This is a genomic window from Tenacibaculum sp. SM2510, from assembly GCF_057002845.1.
The window spans coordinates 2,508,739-2,535,573 of sequence record NZ_CP192703.1; the positions used below are offsets into that span (position 1 = coordinate 2,508,739).

General features: G+C 30.9%; 21 protein-coding genes. 6 read left to right on the forward strand and 15 right to left on the reverse strand.

The genetic code is table 11. The annotated features are described in order from the left end of the window. Nucleotides 1-22: 22 nt before the first annotated feature. The 15 genes from ACQ629_RS11390 to uvrA all read right to left on the reverse strand — a co-directional run bounded on the left by ACQ629_RS11390 (nucleotide 23) and on the right by uvrA (nucleotide 20,767). On the reverse strand, nucleotides 23-2,458 hold the full coding sequence (locus tag ACQ629_RS11390; RefSeq protein WP_483705039.1) for a zinc-dependent metalloprotease: 2,436 nt from the start codon (nucleotides 2,456-2,458) through the stop codon (nucleotides 23-25). A 133-nt stretch (nucleotides 2,459-2,591) separates the two neighbouring features. Then, nucleotides 2,592-5,045 (reverse strand): alpha-ketoacid dehydrogenase subunit alpha/beta, encoded by a 2,454-nt coding sequence (locus ACQ629_RS11395; RefSeq protein WP_483705041.1) that lies wholly within the window; start codon nucleotides 5,043-5,045, stop codon nucleotides 2,592-2,594. Between the two features lie 117 nt (nucleotides 5,046-5,162). Next, a complete protein-coding gene (locus ACQ629_RS11400) occupies nucleotides 5,163-7,946 on the reverse strand; it encodes a gluzincin family metallopeptidase (RefSeq protein ID WP_483705043.1) in 2,784 nt (927 codons plus the stop codon). A gap of 91 nt (nucleotides 7,947-8,037) precedes the next feature. Continuing rightward, nucleotides 8,038-8,748: an LOG family protein gene (locus tag ACQ629_RS11405; protein WP_483705045.1), complete on the reverse strand. Its 711-nt coding sequence runs from the start codon at nucleotides 8,746-8,748 to the stop codon at nucleotides 8,038-8,040. A gap of 474 nt (nucleotides 8,749-9,222) precedes the next feature. Then, nucleotides 9,223-10,512, reverse strand: a complete 1,290-nt coding sequence (locus ACQ629_RS11410) for an HlyD family secretion protein (protein ID WP_483705047.1) — start codon at nucleotides 10,510-10,512, stop codon at nucleotides 9,223-9,225. A gap of 68 nt (nucleotides 10,513-10,580) precedes the next feature. Next, nucleotides 10,581-10,763 carry a hypothetical protein gene (locus tag ACQ629_RS11415; protein ID WP_483705049.1) on the reverse strand — a complete coding sequence of 61 codons (183 nt, stop codon included), beginning with the start codon at nucleotides 10,761-10,763 and terminating at the stop codon, nucleotides 10,581-10,583. Between the two features lie 343 nt (nucleotides 10,764-11,106). Then, entirely contained in the window at nucleotides 11,107-11,355 is a 249-nt protein-coding gene (locus tag ACQ629_RS11420) for a hypothetical protein (RefSeq protein ID WP_483705051.1), read from the reverse strand. A 72-nt stretch (nucleotides 11,356-11,427) separates the two neighbouring features. Further along, nucleotides 11,428-11,601, reverse strand: a complete 174-nt coding sequence (locus ACQ629_RS11425) for a hypothetical protein (RefSeq protein WP_483705053.1) — start codon at nucleotides 11,599-11,601, stop codon at nucleotides 11,428-11,430. 193 nt (nucleotides 11,602-11,794) lie between these two features. After that, entirely contained in the window at nucleotides 11,795-12,007 is a 213-nt protein-coding gene (locus ACQ629_RS11430; protein ID WP_483705055.1) for a hypothetical protein, read from the reverse strand. 218 nt (nucleotides 12,008-12,225) lie between these two features. Then, complete coding sequence (locus tag ACQ629_RS11435; RefSeq protein WP_483705057.1) at nucleotides 12,226-14,412, reverse strand: peptidase domain-containing ABC transporter; 2,187 nt, start codon at nucleotides 14,410-14,412, stop codon at nucleotides 12,226-12,228. Nucleotides 14,413-14,670: 258 nt separating this feature from the next. After that, nucleotides 14,671-14,835 (reverse strand): hypothetical protein, encoded by a 165-nt coding sequence (locus ACQ629_RS11440; protein ID WP_483705059.1) that lies wholly within the window; start codon nucleotides 14,833-14,835, stop codon nucleotides 14,671-14,673. A gap of 38 nt (nucleotides 14,836-14,873) precedes the next feature. Next, a complete protein-coding gene (locus ACQ629_RS11445; protein ID WP_483705061.1) occupies nucleotides 14,874-15,041 on the reverse strand; it encodes a hypothetical protein in 168 nt (55 codons plus the stop codon). A gap of 124 nt (nucleotides 15,042-15,165) precedes the next feature. After that, nucleotides 15,166-16,752: a vitamin K epoxide reductase family protein gene (locus ACQ629_RS11450; protein WP_483705064.1), complete on the reverse strand. Its 1,587-nt coding sequence runs from the start codon at nucleotides 16,750-16,752 to the stop codon at nucleotides 15,166-15,168. A 106-nt stretch (nucleotides 16,753-16,858) separates the two neighbouring features. Continuing rightward, on the reverse strand, nucleotides 16,859-17,539 hold the full coding sequence (locus ACQ629_RS11455) for a response regulator (protein ID WP_483705066.1): 681 nt from the start codon (nucleotides 17,537-17,539) through the stop codon (nucleotides 16,859-16,861). A 408-nt stretch (nucleotides 17,540-17,947) separates the two neighbouring features. Further along, a complete protein-coding gene (gene uvrA, locus ACQ629_RS11460) occupies nucleotides 17,948-20,767 on the reverse strand; it encodes an excinuclease ABC subunit UvrA (RefSeq protein WP_483705068.1) in 2,820 nt (939 codons plus the stop codon). A gap of 108 nt (nucleotides 20,768-20,875) precedes the next feature. Between uvrA and ACQ629_RS11465 the strand changes: the two genes are divergently transcribed. The 6 genes from ACQ629_RS11465 (at nucleotide 20,876) to ACQ629_RS11490 (ending at nucleotide 26,773) form a co-directional block, all read left to right on the forward strand. Continuing rightward, nucleotides 20,876-21,103, forward strand: a complete 228-nt coding sequence (locus ACQ629_RS11465) for a PspC domain-containing protein (protein WP_483705070.1) — start codon at nucleotides 20,876-20,878, stop codon at nucleotides 21,101-21,103. Further along, nucleotides 21,100-22,104 (forward strand): potassium channel family protein, encoded by a 1,005-nt coding sequence (locus tag ACQ629_RS11470; RefSeq protein WP_483705072.1) that lies wholly within the window; start codon nucleotides 21,100-21,102, stop codon nucleotides 22,102-22,104. Before ACQ629_RS11465 ends, ACQ629_RS11470 begins: the two co-directional genes overlap by 4 nt. Further along, nucleotides 22,104-23,003 (forward strand): SDR family oxidoreductase, encoded by a 900-nt coding sequence (locus tag ACQ629_RS11475; RefSeq protein WP_483705076.1) that lies wholly within the window; start codon nucleotides 22,104-22,106, stop codon nucleotides 23,001-23,003. The genes ACQ629_RS11470 and ACQ629_RS11475 overlap by 1 nt, the downstream gene beginning before the upstream one ends. Nucleotides 23,004-23,089: 86 nt before the next feature. Beyond that, a complete protein-coding gene (locus ACQ629_RS11480; protein WP_483705079.1) occupies nucleotides 23,090-24,670 on the forward strand; it encodes an alanine/glycine:cation symporter family protein in 1,581 nt (526 codons plus the stop codon). Nucleotides 24,671-24,680: 10 nt separating this feature from the next. Next, complete coding sequence (locus tag ACQ629_RS11485; protein ID WP_483705081.1) at nucleotides 24,681-25,580, forward strand: helix-hairpin-helix domain-containing protein; 900 nt, start codon at nucleotides 24,681-24,683, stop codon at nucleotides 25,578-25,580. Between the two features lie 26 nt (nucleotides 25,581-25,606). Continuing rightward, on the forward strand, nucleotides 25,607-26,773 hold the full coding sequence (locus ACQ629_RS11490) for an acyl-CoA dehydrogenase family protein (protein ID WP_483705083.1): 1,167 nt from the start codon (nucleotides 25,607-25,609) through the stop codon (nucleotides 26,771-26,773). Nucleotides 26,774-26,835: the final 62 nt, after the last annotated feature.

Below are 26,835 nucleotides of genomic sequence, written 5' to 3' on the forward strand. Positions count from 1 at the left end.
TTAAAGATTACTCTAGATGCTATTATTTTTTAGGATTTAGAATTGCATCAATTTTAGCGACACAATCTTTGTAATGGTATTTTGTAATACTATTTACAGCTCTTTTACTAGCATTGTTTGTTAAATACTTTAAAGAAGCTAACTCGCCGCGAGAAATTGAAGAAATATCAGAGTTTTTAGCGCTCTTGCTATTCAGTAAAATACCTAGTCTGTCAATAAAATTCTTTTGTAAATTTCTTCTGTAAACAGTTACGTTTTTAGTTGAATTAGCTTCAGAGAAAATACCTTTTCTAAGGTCTTTAACCATATCCGCAGCAGCATAAAAATCATCACTAGTAACTTCAGAATTTGTCATTCTTTGTAAGCGAGATTCACTCAATAAACTACTTAAATGACGGTTTTGATAACGCCCCATTCTTTCAACATAGCCCGTGTGATTAATGTTTGCTAAAATATTTTTATCTAATAACCAATTTGGTGTAGTGAAGGTATTTTTTAATAACCAATTTAACGATTCTTTTTGTTTTCTTTTTGCTAATACAGAATATACATTACCTTGTTGATTAGGTTTTTTGTTATCTTCAAAAACACCACCAATATTACCAACTACATGATTTATATAACGATTCCAAACACTTAATAATTCTCCGTATAATTCATTTAAATCGGCATAATCATTGGTTTGGTCAGAAGTCCATTCAGGTAAATTTTCAGCAACGATTTTTAGGTTTTTAATTCCGTAAGTACTTGCTTTTATTAAATCGTTTCCAATACCTTCAGTTTGAGAAGCTGGATCAAACCCTCCTCTACGTTGATACCCAAATTTATAGATTGGGTTACCCGCTTTTTCATCAATCCATTTATCTAAGGTTTTTACTTCGTCTTTGGGAGTAGTAGCAGTAGGAATTACACGATATCCCCAATTGATAGAGTAGTGGTCATAAGGGCCTAATTGACGAATAAAACGAATATTTTTATCTTCAGGTTGTGCTACGTAATTATAACGAGCATAATCCATAATGGTTGCTGCTATTCCGTTTTTTTGAGTAAAATCACCATCTCGTAAAGATTCTGTTGGGTATGCATAACTTGCAGCCATATTATGAGGTAAACCTAATGCGTGGCCGATTTCATGAGCAATCACCATTCGCATCATTTCTCCAATTTCTTCGGCAGGAGTATCTAAGGTTCTGGCAGAAGGATTTGCGGCACCTGTTTCTAATAAATACCTGTTTCTATATGAACGTAAATGATTGTGATACCAAATAATATCACTTTCAATAATTTCACCAGAACGAGGATCAGAAACACTTGGTCCAACGGCATTTCTTGTAGTACTTGCGACATACCTAATAGAAGAGTATCTAATATCTTCCATGCTAAATTCTGGGTCTTCTTCCTTGCTCGGTGGCATCTTTGCCATAATAGCATTTTTAAATCCAGCAGTTTCAAAAACTCCAGCCCAATCATCTACACCTTGTTTTATGTATTTGCGTAATTTTTTTGGCGTTGCCGGATCTAAATAGTAAACAATTGGCTTAATAGGTTCAACTAATTCACCTCTTGCGTAAGCTTCTTTATCTTTTGGTTCTAACCTCCAGCGACTAATATACCTTTTGCTATCTGCTTTTAATTTTTCTGAATTATAATCTACAGTTCCAACAGTAAAATACCCAACACGTTTGTCAAATAAACGAGGTGTCATAGGTTTTTCTGGTAGTAAAATCATTGATTGATTCATTCTGATACTAATGGTACCTGCGTTTCTACTTGAAGGTGGTTTGCTGGCATCGAAAGTAAAATCTTGTATAACTTCAATATTTTTAGGATAACTTTTTATGGTATTAATAAAGCTTCTTTTACTATCCAATTTTTTTACTTTGTATTCGGTTCTTGACCTACTTCCGATTCCGCTAAGCGCTTTAATATCCGAAGAGAAAAATTTAGTAACGTCAATTAAAACAGCAGAAGAATCTTTGCTTTCTGTTTTGATATCAAACGCATATAAAATGGGTTCTAAATTATTTGATTTCACTGATTTGTAAATTGGTAAAGAATCGTTTGCAATGGCATTATAAGATTTTATTTTTAGGAGGATTTTCTTTTTAAATTGCTCCCAAACGACAACTTGTTCGTTTGTTTTTGAACCCGCATTTATATAACCTCCTCCAAAATTTGAAGGCAATTCTTTAATTCTGCTCACTAATAACATTTCTTTTCCAAACAAACTTTTCGGAATTTCATAAAAATATTCTCCGTCATTTTCATGAACTTTAAATAAACCTTCGTCAGATTTTGTGCCTTTTTTTACAAAATCCGAGTATTTTTTTGTCTTATTTTTAGGTTTTGATTTCTCGGTTGAAGTTTCTTTTTTATTCTTTGATTTTCGTCTTTGCGCATTTATTTCTGAAGGAAAAATAAAAGCAAATAATAAAGACAGTATAAATAATTTTTTCATTGTTTATGTTGAGTTTTTAATATAAAATGCACTAAAATACCAAAAAGGTAGAACTTTTAAACTTATTGTTTTGTTAAAAAAAAATCCCAAACATTTAAGTTTGGGATTTTTAATTATTATCGTAATATTATGCTTAATACAAGCTTTTAAATTTAGCAGGATTTGCTTCGTTCATAATCTCGTATACTTTTTCAAAAATATCTTCAGCAGATGGTTTAGAGAAGTAATCTCCGTCTGTACCATAAGCAGGTCTATGTGCTTTTGCTGTTAAGGTTTGTGGTTTGCTATCTAAGTGTTTGTACCCATTTTGATTTTCTACAATTTCTTGTAATAAGTAAGCAGAAGCTCCACCTGGTACATCCTCATCAACTACTAATAAACGATTTGTTTTAGCAACCGATTTTACCGTATCGTGATTTAAATCAAAAGGTAATAAACTTTGCGCATCTACAATTTCGATATCAATACCTACTTGTGCTAATTCTTTAGCAGCCTCTTCTACAATTCTAAGAGTAGAACCGTAAGATATTACAGTAATATCTGTTCCTTCTTTTATTGTTTCAACAACACCAATTGGCGTTTTAAATTCTCCTAAATTGGTAGGTAATTCTTCTTTTAAACGGTATCCGTTTAAACATTCTACAACTAAAGCAGGATCATCACCTTCTAATAAAGTGTTATAAAAACCGGCAGCTTTAGTCATGTTTCTTGGTACCAAAACATGAATTCCACGAATGTTATTTATAATTCCACCCATTGGTGAACCAGAATGCCAAATACCTTCTAGTCGGTGCCCACGAGTACGAATAATTAACGGTGCTTTTTGTTTACCAAAAGTACGGTAACGAAGTGTTGCTAAATCGTCGCTCATAATTTGTAAAGCATATAATAGGTAATCTAAATATTGAATTTCAGCAATTGGGCGTAAACCACGCATTGCCATTCCGATACCTTGCCCTAAAATAGTTGCTTCACGAATACCTGTATCAGAAACTCTTAATTCACCATATTTTTCTTGTAAACCTTCTAAGCCTTGGTTTACATCACCAATATACCCAGCATCTTCTCCGAAAATTAAAGCTTCAGGGTATTTATTAAAGATGGCATCAAAATTATCACGCATAATAACACGTGCATCTACTAAGTTTTCCTCAGCAGCATATGTTGGTGCTTCAACTGAAATTTTCTCAGTAGCCAATGCTGTTTCACTTAATAGGTGAGCAGAAAATTTTACAGCAGCATTATCTATAGATGATTTAATAAAGTTTTGAAGTGTTGTTTTTTCTGTAAAATCCTCACCCTTTAAATAACGTAATGTCTTACGCGCAGCAACTAAAATATCTTTTCTGATAGGTTCAGAGATAGCAGCTAAATCGTTTTTATATTTATTGATAAACGAAGCGTTGTTACTTTTTTGAGCTACTTTTTCTAGTAAATCTACAGCAGCAGCAACTTCTTCTTTTATTTCATTTGTGTAAGCACTCCAAGCATCACGTTTTGCTTTACTAACTTCTTTTTTAGTTTCTTTTTCTATTTTTATTAAATCCTCTTCAGAATCAATAAATTTTAAAACAGTTCCGTCTTCATTTTGTAATTCGAATTCTAAAATCCATTTACGCATCTGAGCAAGACAATCAAATTCTTGTTCCCATTTTAAACGCTCTGCAGATTTATATCTTTCATGAGAACCAGAAGTAGAATGCCCTTGTGGTTGTGTTAATTCTTTTACATGAATTAAAACAGGTATGTGTTGTTCTCTTGCAATTTTTGATGCTTTATTATAAACATCAATTAATTGCACATAATCCCATCCGTTTACGACAAAAATCTCGTAACCGTTTGTATCTTTTTCTTTTTGAAACCCTTTTAAAATTTCAGAAATACTTTCTTTTGTTGTTTGATGCTTTGCATGTACTGAGATTCCGTATTCATCATCCCAAACATTCATTACCATTGGTACTTGCAACACACCTGCAGCATTAATAGTTTCGAAGAATAAACCTTCAGAAGTACTTGCGTTACCAATTGTACCCCAAGCAACTTCGTTACCTTTATTAGAAAAATCAGTAAAATTCTCTAAACCATCTACATTACGATAAATTTTAGAAGCTTGTGCTAAACCTAATAAACGAGGCATTTGACCTGCGGTTGGAGAAATATCTGCAGAAGAATTTTTCTGAGCAGTTAAGTTTTTCCAATCTCCATTTTCATCTAAAGAATGTGTAGCAAAATGCCCTCCCATTTGACGACCGGCAGACATTGGCTCGGCATCAATATTTGTATGACCATATAATCCTGCAAAAAATTGTTGAGGAGTTAATTGGTTAATTGCCATCATAAAGGTTTGATCACGGTAATAACCAGATCTAAAATCACCATTCTGAAAGGCTTTAGCCATTGCTAATTGTGGTACTTCTTTACCGTCCCCAAAAATTCCGAATTTTGCTTTACCAGTTAAAACTTCTCTACGACCTAACAAACTACATTCTCTACTTAAGCGAGCAATTCGATAGTCGTTTAAAACTTCATTTTTAAAATCTTGAAAAGAAAGTTGTTGAGTATTAGCTATTTCGGTGTTTTGCTTCATTATCTTCTAGTTTTGGTGTGCTTACAAAGATAGTTTTTTTAGTTGAAATTTAAAAATTTCAATTTTTACTGAATATTCTTCAAAAAAATGAAGAAATAAGAAGATTTGTTGAAGTATCTATAATAATCCTCTTCTAATAAAATTGTAAATCCTATCAATACTTGTAGTAATTACAAATCGAACCTTTGTAGGGTAAGCTTCTTTTGTAATGTCAAAACCTTCGTTGGTGTATATAGGAAAGTAAAATTCAAAAATATTAGGTATAAAGTTTAAACGTACTCCGTTTTCGTAAAAATAATTAGGAGAGTTGTCTCGGTTTTTTAACATGGCAAAATCGTTGTAAACTTCTGCCCATTTATATACACTAACACTTGTATTTATAGATGTTATTAATTGATTTGAAAATTGAGGTTTACTATATTTAGATTTAAAACCAGCTTGATCAATTACAAATTGCTGACTAAATATACCTTCGTTTTCAGAACGACCAAATAAGTTTTGTTCAAATAAATAATCAGAACCACGATTTAATCCGAAGCTAAAATAATCTCCTTCAGATTTATTGTGTAAAAAAACTCCTCCAAAAAAACGAACATCAAAACTGTTATCAGCAGAAAAGAACTTACGGTAACGAAAATCGGTTGTAATTTTACTAAAGTTTGAGTTTAACTCTGCATTGATAGCATATTGGGTTCTGTTAATTGCATTGAAGTTAGAATTAATATATCGTAAGTTAATGATATTATACTTGTCACTTTCTTCTTTAGGTTTGTCAATTCCAACTTCTTTATTAACACTAATTAATCTGGCAATTAATAATTTTATTCCATTTTTACGTAACGTATTTCTTCTAAATTGAATGCCAACAGAAGGAGCAAATGTATTGTACTCTAACTCCGGTGCATAATGAAAGCTGCTTCCGCTAAAACCATAACGTACTTTATATATTTTAGTTTTTTTAAAAAAATGATTGTAAGAAAACGCATAAGACCCTGTAAAATTATTGCTTTTTGTACTGTAATTAGGAGTTAAGCTAAATTGGAAATTATGGTTTATAAGAGATTGGTTATTAATATTTACGCCCAAAATTACACCGTCATATAAATTATACTTAAAATCGGGATAATAAAATAGTTGGCTGTAATACGGGTTTTCAACATCTGTAAAAAATCGGAGCTGAAGAGGTTTGTTAATTAGCGTATTATTAATCTTTCTAAAATTATCAAGAGAATTGTATTCGGGATAAATATTTTCGTAATTTAAAGCAAGTTTGTCAAAGCCTCCTTTTTTAATCTTAATCGTTTTTATAGAATCGGTTCCAGTAATCCATTTTTTGAAGATTACGTTCTTTTTTTGTATACCATACAAGGCAATAGGAGAAGAAAAATTTCTTTTATTTTTTATAGTTACCTCTAAAGAATCTTTCTTTTTAGAAGTTTTTATTTTAGATATTTTATAATCTATTTTTTTACTACTCTTTAAATAATCATTAAAAAACCACTCTAAATCTTTAGACGTGTTTTTTTTAAGTAGTGTTTTAAAATATTGACTATTGGTTTCTTTTAGCTGGTTTTTTGAGTAGAATTCTTTTAATGATTGGGCTAAGGTATCACCTCCAATATAGTCTTGAAGATAAAGTAGCCCTAAGCCAGCTTTATATTCACTAACAACTTTTCGATTAAAATTAGAAAGGGAGTCAGAAGGAGTTGTTAATGGTTGATCATAAAATTTCCGAGCACTAAATTGATATACAAAAGAATATTTATCATTCTGTTTTAGTTTGGATAGATTATAAGTTTTAATAGGCCAGTATTTAGAATATTTACCTAAAACAGTTATGTTTGGATAATATTCATTGATATATTTCATCATTAAAAAGGCTTCTAAACCATTTGTAAGCCAATAATCTGTTCGTTGATTTAAAACTAATGCATCATTAATATATCTTTTAGAAAGAGCTTTAAAAAAGTTGATTTCCCATCTAAAATTATCAGGAAAAGGTTTCAACCATCGAGGAAGTCCGTAAATTTCATGTAACGAGTTTTTATTAATAGTAGCAGCATCAATAAAAATTTCATTATGTGGATGTTTTCCTAAAAAACGCTCAATAAAATTAATTTGTTTATTTATTATTTTATTGGTGGTGTCTTTAGGTATACTTTTTAAATGAGTATCTGTTTTTATTTCGTTGTTTTTTGTTTTAAAAGATGTAAACCTACTTAATGAATCAATATGAATAATTATATCTTTTCTTTTTTTACCTTCTAAATAATAATGAGCGTATTTTTTTTGTTTTATTTTCTTTTGATGCAAATTACTTTCTAGAGTATATTTTCTAGGAATAGAGATGCTTATAGTATAATTTGTTAGGCTCTCGTATAAATCATCAATATTTAGATTACTCATTAATTGCCATTTGTCTTTGTAAACGGCAGGTGTAATGTGCCAAAACCGTAAATGATATCCGTTTTTTATTTTTCCGTATCCAGTGAATCTCGCATTTGGAATTTTTACCGTATAATTAATAGATATTGTTAAACTGTCTTTTGGTTTTAGAGCTTTATTGAATGAAATTTCAATTATATCAGGTTGATTTTCTTTTTCTTTAAAAGTAACTTTTTGAAAATCAGCTGTAACTTTATGTATTTTGGTAAAACCTTTTTCTTTTTCGTTAGAGAAGTAGAAGTCCTTTTTATAATCTTCAATAAGGCGTTTTCCTAAAGGAGTGTTTTTGTTCTTATAGCTATTAGACCAATTATGTAAAAAAAATGTATTTATAGTGTCAGAAGAATTGTTATAAAAAACAGTTTTTTGATCGATATGAAGTAAATCATTTTCATCATCTAATTTTGCATCTATTTCAATAGTATTCGTTTGCGCTGTTACTATATAACAGCACATGAATAGTGAAGCAAAAAAAAGGAGTAATTGATGTTTCAAATTAAAGGTAAAAGCTCGTTGAAGAATCAACGAGCTTTTTTGAGAATTATTTTTAAAAGTTTGGTTTTAATTCGTTTTTCTTATAAAATTTATTAAAGTGATCTACCGCTTCATCAGCAGTATCAACAACTCTAAATAAGTCTAAATCTTTTTCACTAATATTACCTTCTTCTAGTAAGGTGTTTTTTATCCAGTCTAATAAACCTGCCCAAAATTTTGTACCTACTAAAACAATAGGAAAACGACCAATTTTGTTAGTTTGAATTAATGTAATTGCCTCAAAAAGTTCATCCATAGTGCCAAAACCACCTGGCATCACAACAAAACCTTGAGAGTATTTTACGAACATAACTTTACGAACGAAGAAATAATCGAAGTTTAAGTTTTTATCACGATCAACCCAAGGATTGTCGTGTTGTTCGAAAGGTAGCTCGATATTTAATCCAACCGAAGTTCCTTTTCCTCTATGAGCTCCTTTATTACCGGCTTCCATTATTCCTGGTCCACCACCAGTGATAACACCAAATCCGTTTTCAGTTAATTTAAAACCAACTTCTTCAGCTAATTTATAATAAGGATCGTCTGTTTTTGTTCTTGCAGAACCAAAGATAGACACGCAAGGGCCAATTTTACTTAATTTTTCGTAACCTTCAACAAACTCAGCCATAATTTTAAAAATAGCCCAAGAATCGTTTGTTTTTATTTCATTCCAAGTTTTTGGTTGTAATTTTTCTTTTATTCTTCTATCATCATTCGGACTCATACTTGTATTTTTTATATTTAATGTAACAATTTATGTTGCTAATTTACATTTTTAGCAAGCTTGCTAATTTAGTTCTTTTTTTAATATAAAAAATAATTTATAGAGGTATTTGTCCAAACAAAATATGCTAATAAAGTATTTATTAAATAATAAGTAACGCTTAATTTTTTTGTGCTCTTTTAAGTATCTTTTTAAAATACAAACAACTAAAAAATAATTTTTTAATTGTTTGTATTTCTGCTTAAAAGTTACCTTTTACAATTTCTATCCCACTCGTAACAATGTCTCTCAATAGGATTCCAGTCGATACAGCATTTAGGAGCTCTACCTCCATTAACTTGTCTTTGTTGAGTTTTGTTTAAAACTTCACCTAGGTTTAAAATTGATTTTTTCATGATTAAAAATTTACTATTTATTAATCCTTGATCATTTAAAGACATTCAAGGTTTATGTCTATTCTTCGCGAAAGAATGTTTATTTAATAATATTTCGTAGTTGATAGAAAAAACGTTCTATTAAACGTAAGTCTTCTGTTATAATATCGGCAGTTCCTTTCATTTCTTGTCTGAAAGAAATTGTTTTACTGTAAGTGGTTTTTAAGTCTTGAGGCAATTCAACATCTATTAAGTAATTACCTTCTTCATCAGGTATTTGCGAGATAGATTTTATTTTTCCGTTTAGCTCGCCAAATTCATCAGCAGGATAATTTGATAACTTTATTTGAACCTTTTGGCCTTTTTTTATTTTACCTGAGTTTGCAGCCGGAGCCTTTATTTTACCAATAAAAGAATTATCTTTAGTAGGGATAACTATAAATATTAAATCACCTGTTTTTACTGTTTGGTTTTTGTTCCAGAATGATAAAAACGAAATTTCACCATCTATAGACGAACTTAAAGCATATTGCTTCTCCCAGTCTTTAATTGATTTTTTTAAGTATAAAAATGATTGAATGGCTTTCTTTTTTAAGCGCATATCATTTTGAGTTTTTTTGATAGAAGTACCTTCTAAATTTTTAGTAGAGTTGTTAATTAACTCTCTAATTTGTGAAATAGAAGATTCTAAGCTTTTATAAGACCTTTTAGATTGTAAAAATTCTATTTCTTTTTGTTCTTTTTCTTTAGCGGAAATAACACCTTGTTGAAACATTTTTTTGCTTCGATCAAGATCTATTTGTTTAAATTCTAATTCTTTTTTGTTAAGTTCTTTTTGTGAGATTAAAATTTGTAATCGCCCTTTAGCTTCAATTACCGACATTCTGTTGGCGAAACTTTCAGATTTATAAGGGGTTAGTTTTTTATTTAAAATATATTCAGAATAGTCGTTTTCAAATTGAGAGAAACTAGTTGTAATATCTCCTAAAACAAGTGGAGGTAATTTATCAATAGGAAAAGAAAACGTTTTTTGATTTCTATCAATAGTATCTACAATGCTTTTTAATAGTAAAACATCTTTATAAGAGGCGCTGTTTTCTATAACAGCCAATATATCATTTTCAGAAACATTTTTACCTTCATTTGTTAAAAACACCTCAAATTGCCCTGTAGATTTTGCATATATTTTTTCAGGAGGAAAAGAGGTTGTTACCATTACTTGTGAAGAAATAACATCTGGGTATTTTACAAACCAAGTTATAAACAACAACATAATAATTAATGTTAAAAGCAAGGTGTTACCCCAACGGATCATCCAATTAGGTACATAGCTCAATATTTCTTGAACTTCTTCGCTTCGTATTTCTATGTTTTGATTATTGTTTGGCATATGTATTTTTAAACTTAAAACAACGAGAGAGAATTTCTCTCTCATTGTAATTTATGATTTACTTATTATTAATTCTCACAAGGAGGCATCAGAACTTCTTCTGTTACACACTTTCCACGATTGTCTATCCAGCAATTACAAGGGCACCCTCCAAAATCTGAATTACACTCAACTATTCTTCTTCCACCATTAATTTGTTTTTGTTCTGCTTTGTTTAAAGCCTTTCCTAAGTTTAAAATTGATTTTTTCATAATTAAAAATTTAAAAATTTAGATTAAACCCTTGATCATTTAAAGACACTCAAGGTTTGTGTCTATTCCTCGCGAGAGATTTTTTTGTTATAAGGAGTGGAGTGAAGCAAGCTAAAGGTTACATACAATTACAACGCCATTCATAAGTTATAGCATCTTACCCTCCTCCCCTAAAAAAACAACAACAAGTTGCATCACAGCTTTCTCTTGTTTTGTGCCTTCCACCATTATTTTTTTCTGCAGAGCTTTAACTAAAGCTTTCCTAAGTTTAAAATTGATTTTTATAATTTAATTTTAATCTTAGTTTTATTTCTTTAGTCTAAAAAGTATTCAAAAGGTTATTTTATGAACAGATAGGTTGTGAACCATCTGGACATGTAGAGCTGCAAAGAACTGTTGTTGTTCCAAAAGCAGTGAAACAAGTACCTGTAGATTCACCACCTCCAGTACCACTACCTATACAAGGGTGTCCTGGGCTAACGTGACAAGGGCATGCTGGAGGAGCAATATCGCATCCACCACGACCACCATTAATAGTTTTTTGTTCTGTTTTGTTTAGAGCTTTCCCTAGTTTTAAAATTGATTTTTTCATAATTAAAGTATTTATTAAGTCCTTAATATTTTTATATACTAAGGCGTTTACTTATTGTAAAAGTTAAAATTTTTATGATCTACAACAAACAGCAGCGCCATATATAGGGTGAGGATAATAGCCACTTTTACAGGTTTCTTGATCGTTAAAATATCCTGCTCGACATGTAGATCCACTTCCTCCACTAATAGTTTTTTGTTCTGTTTTGTTTAGAGCTTCCCCTAGATTTAAAATTGATTTTTTCATAGTTAAAATATTTAAAAATTTTGATTAAATCCTTGATCATTTAAAGATATTCAAGGTTTGTATTTATTCCTCGCGAGTGATTTTTTTGATATTCATACCTTTTTGAAGAAGTATTTTGCTTTAAGTAGAAGAAAAGTTCTATTATCTTTTCTCCTACTTTTAAATAAAAAGCACTTTGTACTTTAGTTGGTTTTTATTGAATTCCAACTGAACATGCCTGACCGTAAACTTCTGACCCATGACTGCTACAATCTCTACTAGATCCAGTGACACATTTACCGCATCCCCAAGCATTACAGCATTGATATCCGCTTTCACCTTCTTGAGCTAAGACTCTTCCTCCATTAACTAATTTTTGTTCTACTTTATTTAAAGCTTTTCCCAAGTTTAAAATTGATTTTTTCATAATTAAAATATTTAATAATTTAGATTAAACCCTTGATCATTTAAAGACACTCAAGGTTTGCGTCTATTCTTCGCGAGAGAATGTTTTTAGTTATTGTTAGTGGAATGAAGCAATTTTGCTCTTATTAATAAGATTACTTCGTCACAAACTCCGTTTGAGTATTTTCAATTAAAAAACATTTTAATTTCAATAATCCTCGTAATGACAGTTTTTATATTTTATTTACCCAAGTCTAATTGATTCTTCACCAAATGGTAATAACTTCCATTTAGTTTAATTAGCTCTTCATGGGTTCCTTTTTCGATGATTTTACCTTTATCTAATACCACTATTTGGTGTGCGTTTTTTACCGTACTTAATCTGTGAGCAATCACTACAGCTGTTTTGTCAGAGAAAAACTCATTTAATTTTCCCATAATTACTTTTTCATTATTAGCGTCTAGTGCAGAGGTTGCTTCATCAAAAAACAAGAATTTAGGATTTTTATACACAGAACGAGCAATTAATAATCGTTGTTTTTGTCCGGTGCTTAATCCGTTTCCTTCACTTCCTATTTTGGTATTATAACCTAACGGAAGTCCTTCAATATAATCAGAAATGTTAGCGACGTTAATAGCATGTGCTAGTTTTTCTTTATCTACATAATCTTCACCGACAGCGATGTTTTTAGCAATAGAATCATTAAAAATATAGCCTTCTTGCATTACTACTCCGCAGTTTCTTCGCCATTCTTTTGGTGAAATATTTTTCAGATTAAAATTGTTAATCATAATATCACCTTTGTCAACTTGATAAAAACCAAGTAATAGTTTCATTAAAGTTGTTTTTCCGCTTCCACTAACACCAACTATTGCAGTGGTTTTGTTGGCAGGTATTTCTAAAGATAGATCGTTTAGTACGGGTTCTAATCCGCCAGTATATCTAAAAGAGATGTTGTTTAATTTTATGGCAGCGTTTTCAGGAATGTGCGTAATTTTTTCATCACCAGGTTTTTCTTCATCTTCCATATTATGAATTTCACCAAGTCTGTCAATAGATATTTGGGCGTCTTGTACATCGCGCATAAAATTAATTAGCTGGGTAATTGGGCCATTTAATTGCCCAACGATATAACTAATGGCCATCATCATACCTAAAGTAATATCTCCATCAATAACTAATTTAGCTGATAGTATGGTAATGAACATATTCTTTAGCTCATTAATGAAATTAGAACCTACACTTTGGGTTTGTTCTAAGGCTAAGCTTTTTGTGGCTACTTTAAATAAACGAGCCTGTACATATTCCCAGTTCCAACGCATGCGTCTTTCAGCATTGTGGAGTTTAATTTCTTGCATTCCGTTAATAAGTTCAATAACTTTACTTTGCTCTTGACTTACTTGCGAGAATCGTTTATAATCTAATTCCTTTCGTTTTTTGAAGAAGAATAATACCCATCCGAAGTATAAAACACTTCCTATAACAAATACTCCAAAGATTTGTAAACTATAAAACCCTAATACTAAACTGAAAATAATTAGGTTGAAAAAAGAGAATAAAACCGTTAATGAAGAGGTGGTTAAAATTCGTTCAATACGCTTGTGATCATTAATTCTTTGTAATAAATCTCCCGTCATACGAACATCAAAATAGGAGATAGGAAGTTTCATTAATTTGATAAAAAAATCAGAGATTAACGAAATATTTATTCGAGTACTTAAGTGTAGTAAAATCCAACTTCTAATAATTTCTAAAGCAGCTTTTCCTATAAATAGGAATAATTGTGCGAAAAGAATGAGGTACACAAAGTTTAGATCTTGATTTTTAATACCAACATCCACAATGCTTTGTGTTAAGAAAGGAAGGATTAGTTGCAATAAGCTACCTGCAAGTAGTCCGATAATTAGTTGGACTATAAATTTTTTGTATTTGAATAAGTACTTGAATATAAATGAGAATCCAAATTTTTCGTCTTCTTCAAATTCTTCACTATAAAAGCGAGGAGTAGGTTCTACCAATAAAGCAATACCTTCTTCTGTGTTTTCATCGGCATTGTTACCAATCCAAGATTGAATAAATTCTTTTTTAGTAAAAGTAATTAACCCGTGTGCAGGATCAGAAATGTAAACAGTATCTTTTTTTATTTTATAAAGTACTACATAATGATTTTTATTCCAATGGAGTATGCATGGCAGTGGTGCTTCTTTAAGTTTGTTATATGATAATTTTATACCTAAAGATTTAAACCCCATAGACTCTACAGCGTCGCTTAAACCAAGTAAACTACTTCCTTCACGAGTGGTTTCACTTAAACTTCGTAACTGTTGTGTATTAATGGTTTTACCATAGTGTTTGGCTATGATTTTTATACAGGTAGGGCCACAGTCTTTGGCTTCTGTTTGTTGGTAATTTGGAAATTTCTTCAAGATTTTTATTTAAAAAAGAGGCTATTTTAAGATAGCCTCTTATTATTCTGCTTTTATAGCAATTCTATTGTTCGCAATATAGTCTACATCTTGGAATTACATAACCGTTGCAATTTAAACCTTTATATAAATCTGCGCAAGAAGCTAACATTGCTCCTCCATTAATAACCTTTTGTTCTGAGTTATTCAAAGCTTTACCTAAATTTAAAATTGTTTTTTTCATAATTAAAGTATATTAATTTTTATAATACTTAGTTCTTACCAAAAAAAACATCTTCCGTTTACACAGCCAACATCACCAGGGCCTAAATATTCTGTATAACAATCTTTGTTTGTTCTACAGTATCCACCACGACCACCGTTAATAGTTTTCTGTTCTACTTTATTTAAAGTTTTACCTAAATTTAAAATTGATTTTTTCATGTTGATATTTTTAATTGTTTTTATAAAGTGTGTTTTTGTTATATCGCTTCCATAGGAACTAATTGACAATAAAATTCAGCACATTGTCTACCTACTTCCTCACATACGCGATCACGGTTTTTGTCACACTGTTTTCTACCACCATTAATTGTTTGTTGTTCCGCTCTGTTTAAAGCTTTTCCAAAATTTAAAATTGATTTCTTCATAATTAAAATATTAAAGTTACTTTTGCGGCGAACATTTAAAGACACTCACCGTATGTGTCTATTCTTCGCGAGAGAATATTGTTCAAAACGCAAAGCCCTTTTGGGCTTTGCTATTTTTATAAAGTTAAGCCAATACTAATGGCTGAGTACTTTCTTCTAGTTCTTCGATAAAAAAGATTAAATCTGTTCTGTTATATTCTTTTGGAAATGATTTTCCGTTTATTAAAATTTCAGGAGTAAAGTTAATACCATTCTCTTTACACCAATTACTTCCTTTTTCTAATTCTGAAACATAATAATTTATATCATTGCAGTTACCCCATTTTTTTAGCCAAACCTCTGTGTTTCCATCTTCGTAAATTTCAGACATTGCTTCTAAGCATGTTGCTTGACTTTTTTTATCGTGTATCTCTAATAATCTACTTGTTATCTTTACCAAATCATCTTCTTTATCATCTGTATTAACAGTAAAACGAATAATTATTTTTACATTTTGATGGTATCTATGTAGTATTTCATCAATATGCTTATGAACGGGTTTACAATGTCCACAAAAAGGATTGGTTACTATTACAATTTCTAAGTTTGAATTTGAATTACCGAAAACGATTTCTTTGCCGCTTGCTAACTGAGTATCTAGTTTTGGTGATTTTTGTAGTAAACTTTCAAATAAAGTATAGTTTCTCTTAAACTTCACGTTTTCAATTTTTTCTTTTTTTAATTGATTAATGGCCGTAAACAATGGTTTTAGGTACGACCAAAATAACCAAGTAGCTAGTGTAATTATACCAAAAATAACAAAGTCAGTAATTATATAATCATTGATGTAAGTAGCTGTAATTATAGGGATTAAAGCTTGCGTCCATAAGACACCAACAATACTTAAACAAAGGAAACACCATTTTTTTACAACTGCATATTGATAGTATAAAGAGTATAAAGTAATAGGAATAGCGATTAAACTTATGGTGTATGGTATTACTGGATTAGAAGATTGAAAAAAAGTTAAAATTGTCAGTCCAACAAAGTACATGATACTAAAATCACTTAATTTATAACCTTTAAAGATTTCCGCTCCTTTTGATGTTAAAACAGCATCACAGTCTTTTTTATCGTCTGTACCTGAGCAAAAAGCATCTCCTATAGCTGTTTTTAATCCTAATTCTTGTTTAACAATTGCAATACTAGCTACAACGCCAATGATAGATAATGCTAAAAAGCTAAGGGTGTACCAAGATGTAGAATTTTTATAAACCAAAAATGCGGTTAAAAAAGCAAAAGAACTTAGAGCAATAATTGTTGATATATTCGATTTTTTTTGTACAGGTGTACTTTCTTCTGATTGTTCTACGGCGACAATAATACCTGTAAATTTTTTAAGAAAATTACTTTCAGAAATTTTTTCTTTCTTGTTCTCTGTATTGTATATGATATAGGTGAGCTTCTTTCTCTCTACAACTACTAAATCTTTGCCTTCTTTAGTAGTAACTTGCGCAATAAAGCAGTTTGGCAACTGTAAGAGCGTTTCTGTATTTATAGGAACATCAGCGGCTACGTTTTCTATATTAAAATGATCCAATACTCCTGTTATAGCATGTAAGCTAGGATATGACGGATGACTTTGTATTTGAAAAGAGAGTTCTTCTTTATCGAATACAATTAGATTTTTCTTTAAAAGTCTTTGAACTAAATTGATTAAGGTATCTTTCAAAAGGTGTTTTTTTAAGGGTAAGTATTTTTTTACTTTTTCAAAGCTATTTTTTTAATTTTTAAAAAGAGGATTAAAAACCGTAAAAATAGTAAGGTAAAACCGTAGATTATATAAAGCCTTTTTCTTTGGCTATTAAAATAAGCTCTCTGTCACCTTTATCTTTTACATTGAAAATTTTTTTTAAATGCCGTTTCCTTTTCTCTATACTGGCTACAGATAAAGGAATGTAATTAGGCATATCTTTCATTCGAGCGCCTATTGAGAGCTCGTAGAGTATTTTTCGGTCCATACCGTCAACTAATAAATTAGAAGAAACTTCCTTTCTTAATAGTTTTAAAATAGATTTACTATAGTAAAGATCATTGTCAATTACAGAATAAATAGCTCTTTTGAATTCGCCAGAGGTTAAATCTCTTTTTAAAATAAACCCTTCAGGATTTATCGTTTTAAAAAGAGAGTGAATTCTAAAATTATCATCTGATCTAGTTGAAAGAATAATTTTTGTTTTAGGTAGTTTTTTTCTTGTGATATTAGCAATGTCTTCTCCAGAAATATTTTTTTTATTGTTGTTTAGGTAGAATTTTAATTCTAAAATTAGTAGATCTAACGTAATTTCTTTTTTTACAATTTCATTAATTATGTCATGACCTTCATCTGGGCAGTTAGTTAAATTTACATCTAAAAGATAATCATTTTTTTTGTTTATCGAGTTGATTATACTTTTATAAGCCTCTACTATTAAAGGGCAGCTATCAATAATTAAAATTGTTTTTTTTTCTTTTCCCATGAGTTATACAACTTGTATGAAAGCAATTTTTACTTGTAAACATAAGTTAAAAAAAATGTCTTGTCAATACCCAATACCCCTAATTGATCGCTAGGGTTAACCCTTAGGTAAATAGGGTTAACCCTATTTTTGTTAACGTTTTGTTAACATTTCTATAGTTTTTATGTTTTTTTTTGTTGGTGATATATAATAGGGTATTGGTATAAAAGTTTATTATATGTAAAATCGAACCAATTAAAAGGGGCTAAGGAGCAATTAGAATTTATTGTTAGGAATAAATATTTTAAATATAAAGAGGCCGAAGAATTATTAGATAAGTTAGATAATTAGTCGTTGCAAAAAAAGACAAATGAACCTGACACTTATTACATGTCTTTATTATTTCAAAAGGCATGTAATAAGTATAAACTAGAGTTCCTTCTTTAAAAACTTAGCGGTATAACTTGTTTTATGTTTCGCTACTTTTTCAGGAGATCCCGTGGCTAAAACGTTTCCTCCATTTCTCCCACCTTCCATACCGATATCAATAATATAATCGGCAAGTTTAATTACATCCATATTATGTTCAATAATTAACACGGTATTTCCTTTGTTCGCTAATTCATTTAAAACATTCATTAAAACACGAATGTCTTCAAAATGCAAACCTGTGGTAGGTTCATCTAAAATATAAAAAGTGTTTCCGGTATCTCTTTTAGATAGTTCTGACGCTAATTTTATACGTTGTGCTTCTCCACCAGAAAGTGTGGTTGATTGTTGTCCTAAAGTAATGTAACCTAAGCCAACATCTTTAATAGTTTTTAGCTTACGATATATTTTAGGTACCAGTTCAAAGAAGTTGGTAGCTTCATTAATCGTCATGTCTAAAATATCAGAAATCGATTTTCCTTTATAACGGATCTCTAAAGTTTCTCTATTGAAACGTTTTCCTTGGCAGGTTTCACATTCTACTTGAACATCGGGTAAAAAATTCATTTCAATAACGCGAACTCCGCCTCCTTGACAAGTTTCACAGCGTCCTCCTTTAACATTAAAACTAAAACGACCAGGTTTGTATCCACGAATGGCAGCTTCTGGAGTTTTAGCAAATAAACTACGAATTTCTCCGAAAGTACCTGTGTATGTTGCAGGATTTGAACGTGGAGTTCTACCAATAGGAGATTGATCGATATCAATTACTTTATCGATATGTTCTAAACCTTCAATCTTCTTATAAGGCATTGGTTTTTTAACGCCACGATAAATATGGGCATTTAAAATAGGATATAATGTTTCGTTTATTAAGGTAGATTTTCCGCTACCAGAAACTCCGGTAACACAAATCATTTGTCCTAAAGGAAATTTCACAGATACATTTTTTAAATTGTTTCCTGTAGCTCCAGAAAGTTTAATGAAATTTCCGTTTCCTGCTCTTCTTTCCTGCGGAACAGCAATTTCTTTTCTTCCTGTTAAGTAATCAGCAGTTAAAGTGTCGTGTGATTTTAAATCTTCAAAAGTTCCTGCACTTACAATTTCACCTCCGTGTACACCTGCGCCAGGGCCAATATCGAAAACAAAATCGGCTTGTTCAATCATGTCCTTGTCGTGCTCTACAACTAAAACTGAATTACCAACATCACGTAATTTAATAAGTGATTTTATTAGTTTTTCGTTGTCTCGTTGATGTAAACCAATACTTGGCTCATCTAAAATATATAAAACGCCAACTAATTGTGAACCAATTTGAGTAGCCAATCGAATTCGTTGCGCTTCTCCACCAGAAAGTGATTTAGAGGTTCTGTCTAAGGTTAAATAATCTAAACCAACATCTAATAAAAACTGAATTCTAGTTCGAATTTCTTTTAATATTTCAGATGCAATTATTAATTGTTTTTCTGAAAGACTACTTTCAATATCTTTAAACCAAGCGGCTAGCTCGGTAACATCCATTTGTGCTAAATCACTAATGTTTTTATCAACAACTTTAAAATGAAGCGCTTCTTTTTTTAGTCTTTTTCCTTCACAAACAGAACAGCTAACTTCATCCATAAAGTCTTTTGCCCAGCGTTTTATAGAAGTGCTTTCTGCATTTTTATATTGATTGTCGATAAAAGCAATAATCCCTTCAAAATCTATTTCGTAGTTTCTAGTTACACCAAGATCTTTAGAATTGATTTCAAATTTATCATTACCACCATGCAAAATAATATGCATCGCATCTTGCGGAATTTTATTTATTGGGTCGGTAAGTTTAAAGTTGTGTCTATCGGCAATGGTTTGTAATTGTTTAAATATCCAACTACTTTTTTGTTCTCCTAAAGGAATAATTCCGCCTTTTTTAATAGAAATAGTATGATCTGGAATTACCTTTTTCTCATTAATTTCATTGGTAATGCCTAGTCCGTTACAATTAGAACAGGCACCTCTTGGTGAATTAAATGAAAATGTATTTGGTTCTGGATTTGGATACGCAATTCCGGTTGTAGGACACATTAATTCGCGACTAAAATAACGAGGCTTTTCATCGTCAACATCAACTACCATCAAAATATTATTCCCGGTATATAAAGCTGTTTTTATAGTTTCTTCTAAGCGTTTTTCTGATTTTTCGTTTACAATTAAACGATCGATAACCACTTCAATATCGTGAGTTTTATATCGATCAAGTTTCATTCCTTTTACAATCTCTTTTATTTCTCCGTCTACACGAACGCGTACAAAACCTTGTTTAGAAATTTGTTCGAAAAGCTCGCGATAATGTCCTTTTCTGGCTCTAATTAAAGGCGCAAGAACTGCGATACGTTTTTCGTTAAAATCTTTTAAAATTAGTTGCCTGATTTGTTCATCAGAATAACTCACCATTTTCTCATTTGTATTGTAAGAATATGCATCCGAGGCACGAGAAAAGAGTAAACGAAGAAAATCGTAAATTTCGGTAATGGTACCCACGGTAGAACGCGGACTTTTATTAGTTGTCTTTTGTTCGATAGAAATTACGGGCGATAATCCATCAATTTTATCAACATCAGGTCTTTCTAATCCGCCTAAAAACTGACGAGCATATGCCGAAAAAGTTTCAATATATCTACGCTGTCCCTCAGCATAAATAGTATCGAAAGCTAACGATGATTTTCCACTACCACTTAAACCAGTAATAACAACTAGTTTTTCGCGAGGTATTTTTACATCAATGTTTTTTAAATTGTGAGCGCGTGCTCCGTATACTTCTATGTACTCTTGTTCTTTCAAAGTGAGATTTTTACGAAAAGCAAAGTTACAGAAACCAAATTTATTTTAAAGCCGATGTTATAAACAAATGATTGTAAATTGGTACCTTGCAATGAAAATAGGTTAATTATGAAATTTATTCATTCTGTGCGTCATTTTTTTGAACGTCATGGTTTTGCGGTATCTTCTAGGTTTGCAGATCGTTTAGGTATGCGAGCCACCAATGTGCGATTGTTTTTTATTTACATATCGTTTGTAACCGTTGGTTTGTCGTTTGGTTTGTATTTAACAATGGCATTTGTATTAAAATTAAAAGATATGATTTACACTAAAAGAACTTCTGTTTTCGATTTATGATAAATACCGTATTAAAATCAAGATTATATAAAGCAATCTTATTTTCAGTATTAATTTTATCAATAGGAGTAGGAGGGTATTTAATGTTATTCAATTATTCTTTTATTGATGCTTTATATATGACCATTATAACCATAACAACTATTGGTTTTGGAGAGGTTCATCCGTTTGGTACAGGAGAAAAAATATTTACAATAGGTTTAATCTTATCAAGTTTATTTATTTTCGGTTATGCAGTATCCTCATTTTCTGAATATTTAATAAGTGGACAATTTTTTCGTCAATTAAAAATAAAAAGAGTGCAAAAAAAAATAGAAAAGTTAAAAGGGCATACTATTGTTTGCGGCTATGGTAGAAACGGAAAGCAAGCAATATCTAAATTAAATAGTTATAAAAAAGACGTTGTTGTTATAGAAATTCATGAAGACATTATTAAGCAATTAGACGAAAAAGGAATATTAAATATAGAAGGTGATGCAACAACAGATGAAGCGCTACTAAAAGCAGGTATTTTAAATGCGGCTAATTTAATTACCGTTTTACCTTCGGATGCTGATAATTTATTTGTGGTGTTAACGGCAAACCAATTAAATAAAAAATGTAAAATAATAAGTAGGGCATCTAAAGAAACTTCTTATAGTAAACTTAAAATAGCAGGAGCAGATAATGTAATTATGCCTGATAAATTAGGTGGTGCGCATATGGCATCTTTAGTGGTTACACCAGATGTTATAGAGTTTGTAGATAGACTAACGATAGAGGGCGATACGACAGCGAATTTAGAAGAAATAGCGATTGATAACTTGCCTAAAGAGTATTTAAATAGCACAATTTTAGATTTAGATTTGCGTAAAAAAACAGGATGTACTGTAATTGGTTATCGAACTACGGATAAAGAATACATTATAAATCCGGATGCTTCGGTAAAATTAACCGCTGGTGCAAATTTAATTGTTTTAGGGCGTCCAGAGCAGATAATTAAATTAAGAGAATTGTTTTAATGAAGAATATAGTTGTTACCGGAAGTAATGGTTTACTAGGCCAAACTTTAGTGAATCTTTTGTTAAAGGATAAAGAAAAATATACTGTAATTGGATTTTCTAGAGGAGAAAACAGAAGTGGTAGAAGTGATTTTAAATATGTTTCTGTAGACCTTACTGATAAAAAAATACTTCTTAAAAAGTTAACAGCATGCAAACCTGATGTTATTGTTAACACGGCAGCAATGACAAATGTTGATGCCTGTGAAGATGATAAAAAAGCTTGCGATCAATTAAATATTGATGTTGTAGAGTCGTTAAAAGAGTATTCAGAAGTAAATAATACACATTTAATACATATATCTACCGATTTTATATTTGATGGAGAAGTTGGGTCTTATAAAGAAACTGACACCCCAAATCCCCTAAATTATTACGGAGTATCTAAATTGAAATCAGAAAATATTTTAACAGCCTCTAAAATAGATTTTACTATTCTTAGAACTATTTTGGTATACGGTAAAGTGTTTGATATGACACGAAGCAATATTGTGTTATGGGTAAAGAAAAGTTTAGAAGAGAAAAAGGAAATTACAATTGTTAAAGATCAGTTTCGTATGCCAACCTACGTTGAAGATTTGGCGAAAGCATGTAAGTTATCTATTGATAAAAAAGCTATAGGAATTTTTAATATTTCATCAAACACGTTATTAAGTATTTATGAAATAGCCCAGCAAATAGCGGATGTTTTTAAATTAGATAAAAGTTTGATTAAGTCAATATCAACAAAAAATTTAAATCAAAAAGCAATTAGACCACCTAAAACAGGCTTTAATTTATCTAAAACAAATAAGGAATTAAATTTTTATCCAAAATCATTTAAAGAAGATTTACAAAAATTTAAAGAAAAACTAACTTAAAAGGTACATTTAACGCTTAAAACTTGTTGAAAGTACATTTTTTTAAGATATTGCGGGTTACAAATCTTAAAAATAATATATTAATTATGAAGAAAAGACTACTAACGTTGTTATTACTAATAGCACCGATGTTAACATTTGCACAAGAAAAAGGTTTAGCTGAAAAGATAAATGAAGGATTTAAACCTGTTGCAGATGCTTGGGGAAGTATTGTCTTTTATCCTATTAATTTAGGAGGTGGAGTGAAAATGCCATTAGTAATCATAATGTTATTATTAGCAGGCTTAATATTTACAATTTTATTCAAGTTTGTAAATATTAGAAAGTTTCCTGTTTCGATAAATATTGTAAGAGGTAAATACGATGATGTAGATCATGCAACATCAGGAGTAATGGCAGGAGATCCTACACCAGGAGGAGATGCTATAGAAACAATAAGAATAGAAGGGGCAGAAGGAGAGGTTTCTCACTTTCAGGCTTTAACTGCAGCGCTTTCAGGTACTGTAGGTTTAGGTAATATTGCAGGTGTCGCGGTTGCTTTATCTTTAGGAGGGCCAGGAGCTACTTTTTGGATGATCGTTGCGGGTTTATTAGGAATGTCATCGAAATTTGTAGAATGTACATTAGGTGTTAAGTATAGAGATGTGGGTGAAGATGGTACCATTTACGGAGGGCCAATGTATTATTTAAGAAAAGGTTTAGCTGATGTTGGTAAAACAGGATTAGGAAAAGTATTAGCCGTTGTTTTTGCTATTATGGTTGTAGGAGGTTCTTTTGGTGGTGGAAACATGTTTCAAGCAAATCAAGCAGCTCAGCAATTTGGAAGTATGATTGGTTCTAATGATTTATCAACAGCCTTAATTTTTGGTGTAGTTGTAGCTGTTTTAGTAGGTATTGTAATTATTGGAGGAATTAAAAGAATTGGTACTATAACAGAAAAGGTTGTGCCTTTTATGGTAGGTATTTATTTTGTAGCTGCTGTTATTATTTTAGCTGCAAATTTCTCTCAAATAGGTAACGCATTTGTTCAGATTTGGGACGGTGCATTTAATGCCAAAGGTATTTCAGGAGGAATATTAGGTGTTTTAATTATTGGATTTCAAAGAGCCGCATTTTCTAATGAAGCAGGTGTTGGTTCTGCCGCAATCGCGCATTCAGCTGTAAGAACAAATTACCCAGCATCTGAAGGTTTGGTTGCTTTATTAGAACCATTTATTGATACTGTTGTAGTTTGTACAATGACAGCTTTAGTTATTATTATAGCAAATGGTGATGGAAGTATTATGACATATGGTGTAAAATCACCAGATGGAGTTTTAGCAACATCAAAAGCTTTTGGATCTGTATTACCTTGGTTTCCTTATGTTTTAACAGTAGCAGTAGTATTGTTTGCTTTTTCAACAATGTTATCTTGGTCTTATTATGGTTTACAAGGATGGATGTTTTTATTCGGTCGTTCAAAAGCATCTGACTATGCATATAAAATCTTATTTTGTTTATTTGTAGTTATTGGTTCAGCAGCAAGTTTAGGTGCTGTAACAGATTTCTCTGATGCGATGATTTTTGCAATGGCAGTACCAAACGTTATAGGTTTATTCTTCTTGTATCCTAAAGTGAAAGAAGAATTATCTAGATATTTAAAGGCGATTAAAGCTAAAAACGCGTAAATAATAAATAATGAAAATATTTAAATCCCATTTCTGGTACAACAAACGCCAAAGAAATGGGATTTTCTTTTTGATACTTATTATAGTTATTCTACAGTTTGTTTATTTCTTTTCAGATTTTTCTTCGGATACACTAACTGACACAAATTCAAAAGAATTACTAGCTTTTCAGAAACAAATAGATAGTTTAAAGAATGTTGAGCTAGAAAAAAGAAAGCCCAAGATTAATTCTTTAAATCCTAATTATATTACAGATTTTAAAGGTGAGCAATTAGGAATGTCTCTTCAAGAAATTGATAGATTACATGCTTACCGAGCACAACGTAAATTCGTAAACTCAGTACAAGAGTTTCAACAAATCACAAAAGTATCAGACAGCTTATTAAATAATATTTCATCTTATTTTAAATTTCCAGATTGGGTTGTAAAAAGAAATAAGTTAGCAGCAAATAATAAATCAAAAGTTAATTCAGTGTATAAAGGGACACCGAGTGAAAGAACTGCAGTAAGAACTGATGATGTAAATAAAGCCACACAGCAAGATTTTGAAACTATTAATGGTATTGGTGAAGTGATTTCAGAGCGAATCATAAAATATCGAATAAAACTACAAGGTTTTTCATTTGCATCGCAACTCTATGAGGTTTGGGGAATTGATAAGTCAACTGCAACTAAGGTTTTACAAAACTTTAAAATTCATCAGAAGCCAAGTATTCAACAAACAAATATAAATACGGCTACTTTTAAGGAGGTTTTGAAAAACCCATATATCGATTACGATCTCTGTAAAAAAATTTTTGAGTATAAAGATGAAATGGCTGAACTTCAAAATATAGTAGAAATAAAAAACATTGACGGTTTCCCTATTGAAAAATACGACAGAATAGTTTTATATTTGAAGGCAGAATAAACAAACAACAAACAGAATATATAATTATGAATAGTATGTACTTTACTGAAGAACATGACTTTTTTCGACAAAGTTTTAAAGACTTTTTGCAAAAAGAAGTTGTTCCTCATATAAATAAGTGGGAAAAAGACGGAACTGTTGAGCGTTTCATCTGGAAGAAATTTGGAGAAATGGGGTATTTCGGATTAAATCAACCAGAAGAATATGGTGGTTTAGGATTAGATCTTTTTTACACAGTAATTTTTTTAGAAGAATTACAAAAAGTAAACTCAGGTGGTTTTGCAGCAAATATGTGGGCACACGCTTACTTAGCAATGACACACTTAAATAAAGAAGGAGACGACAGAATCAAAAAAGAATATTTAACTCCGAGTATTAACGGAGATATGATAGGATGTTTATGTATTTCTGAACCTTTCGGAGGTAGTGATGTTGCAGGTATGAGAACTACTGCAATTAAAAAAGGAGATACCTATGTAATTAACGGGTCTAAGACTTTTATTACAAACGGTATTTATTCTGATTACTTAGTAGTTGCAGCAAAGACAAATCCGGAAGATAAACATAAAGGGATGAGTATTCTTTTGGTAGATAGAAATACACCAGGAATTTCATCAACAAAGTTAGATAAGTTAGGATGGAGAGCTTCAGATACAGCAGAAATTGCATTTGACAATGTAGTAATTCCAGCTGAAAACTTAATGGGTGAAGAGGGGAAAGGTTTTCCGTATATAATGCAACATTTTGCTTTAGAGCGTTTAATAATGGCTATCAATGCCCATGCACGAGCAGAATATGCGGTAGATTATGTGATAACATATATGAGTGAAAGAGAAGCTTTTGGTAAAACATTAGATAAGTTTCAGGCGTTACGTCACAAAGTAGCAGAAATGGCTTCTAAAGTAGATATGTGTAGAGAATATAACTATTCGATTACAAAGAGGTTAAACGAAGGTGTTTATGTGGTAAAAGAAGCGAGTATGAGTAAAATGTTGTCTACCAAAATGGCAGATGAGGTTATATACGATGCGTTACAATTACTAGGAGGTTATGGTTATATGGAAGAGTATCCGTTAGCGCGTTTATTAAGAGATAGCCGTTTAGGGCCAATTGGTGGAGGAACTTCGGAAATCTTGAAAGAAATTATCGCAAAAATGATAATCGATAAAAAAGAATACAAGCCAGCAACCTAATTTTTTAATTACGATATAAAAGATATTTTGGGCATTCCCTTTCAGGTCGCGCTTTACACTAT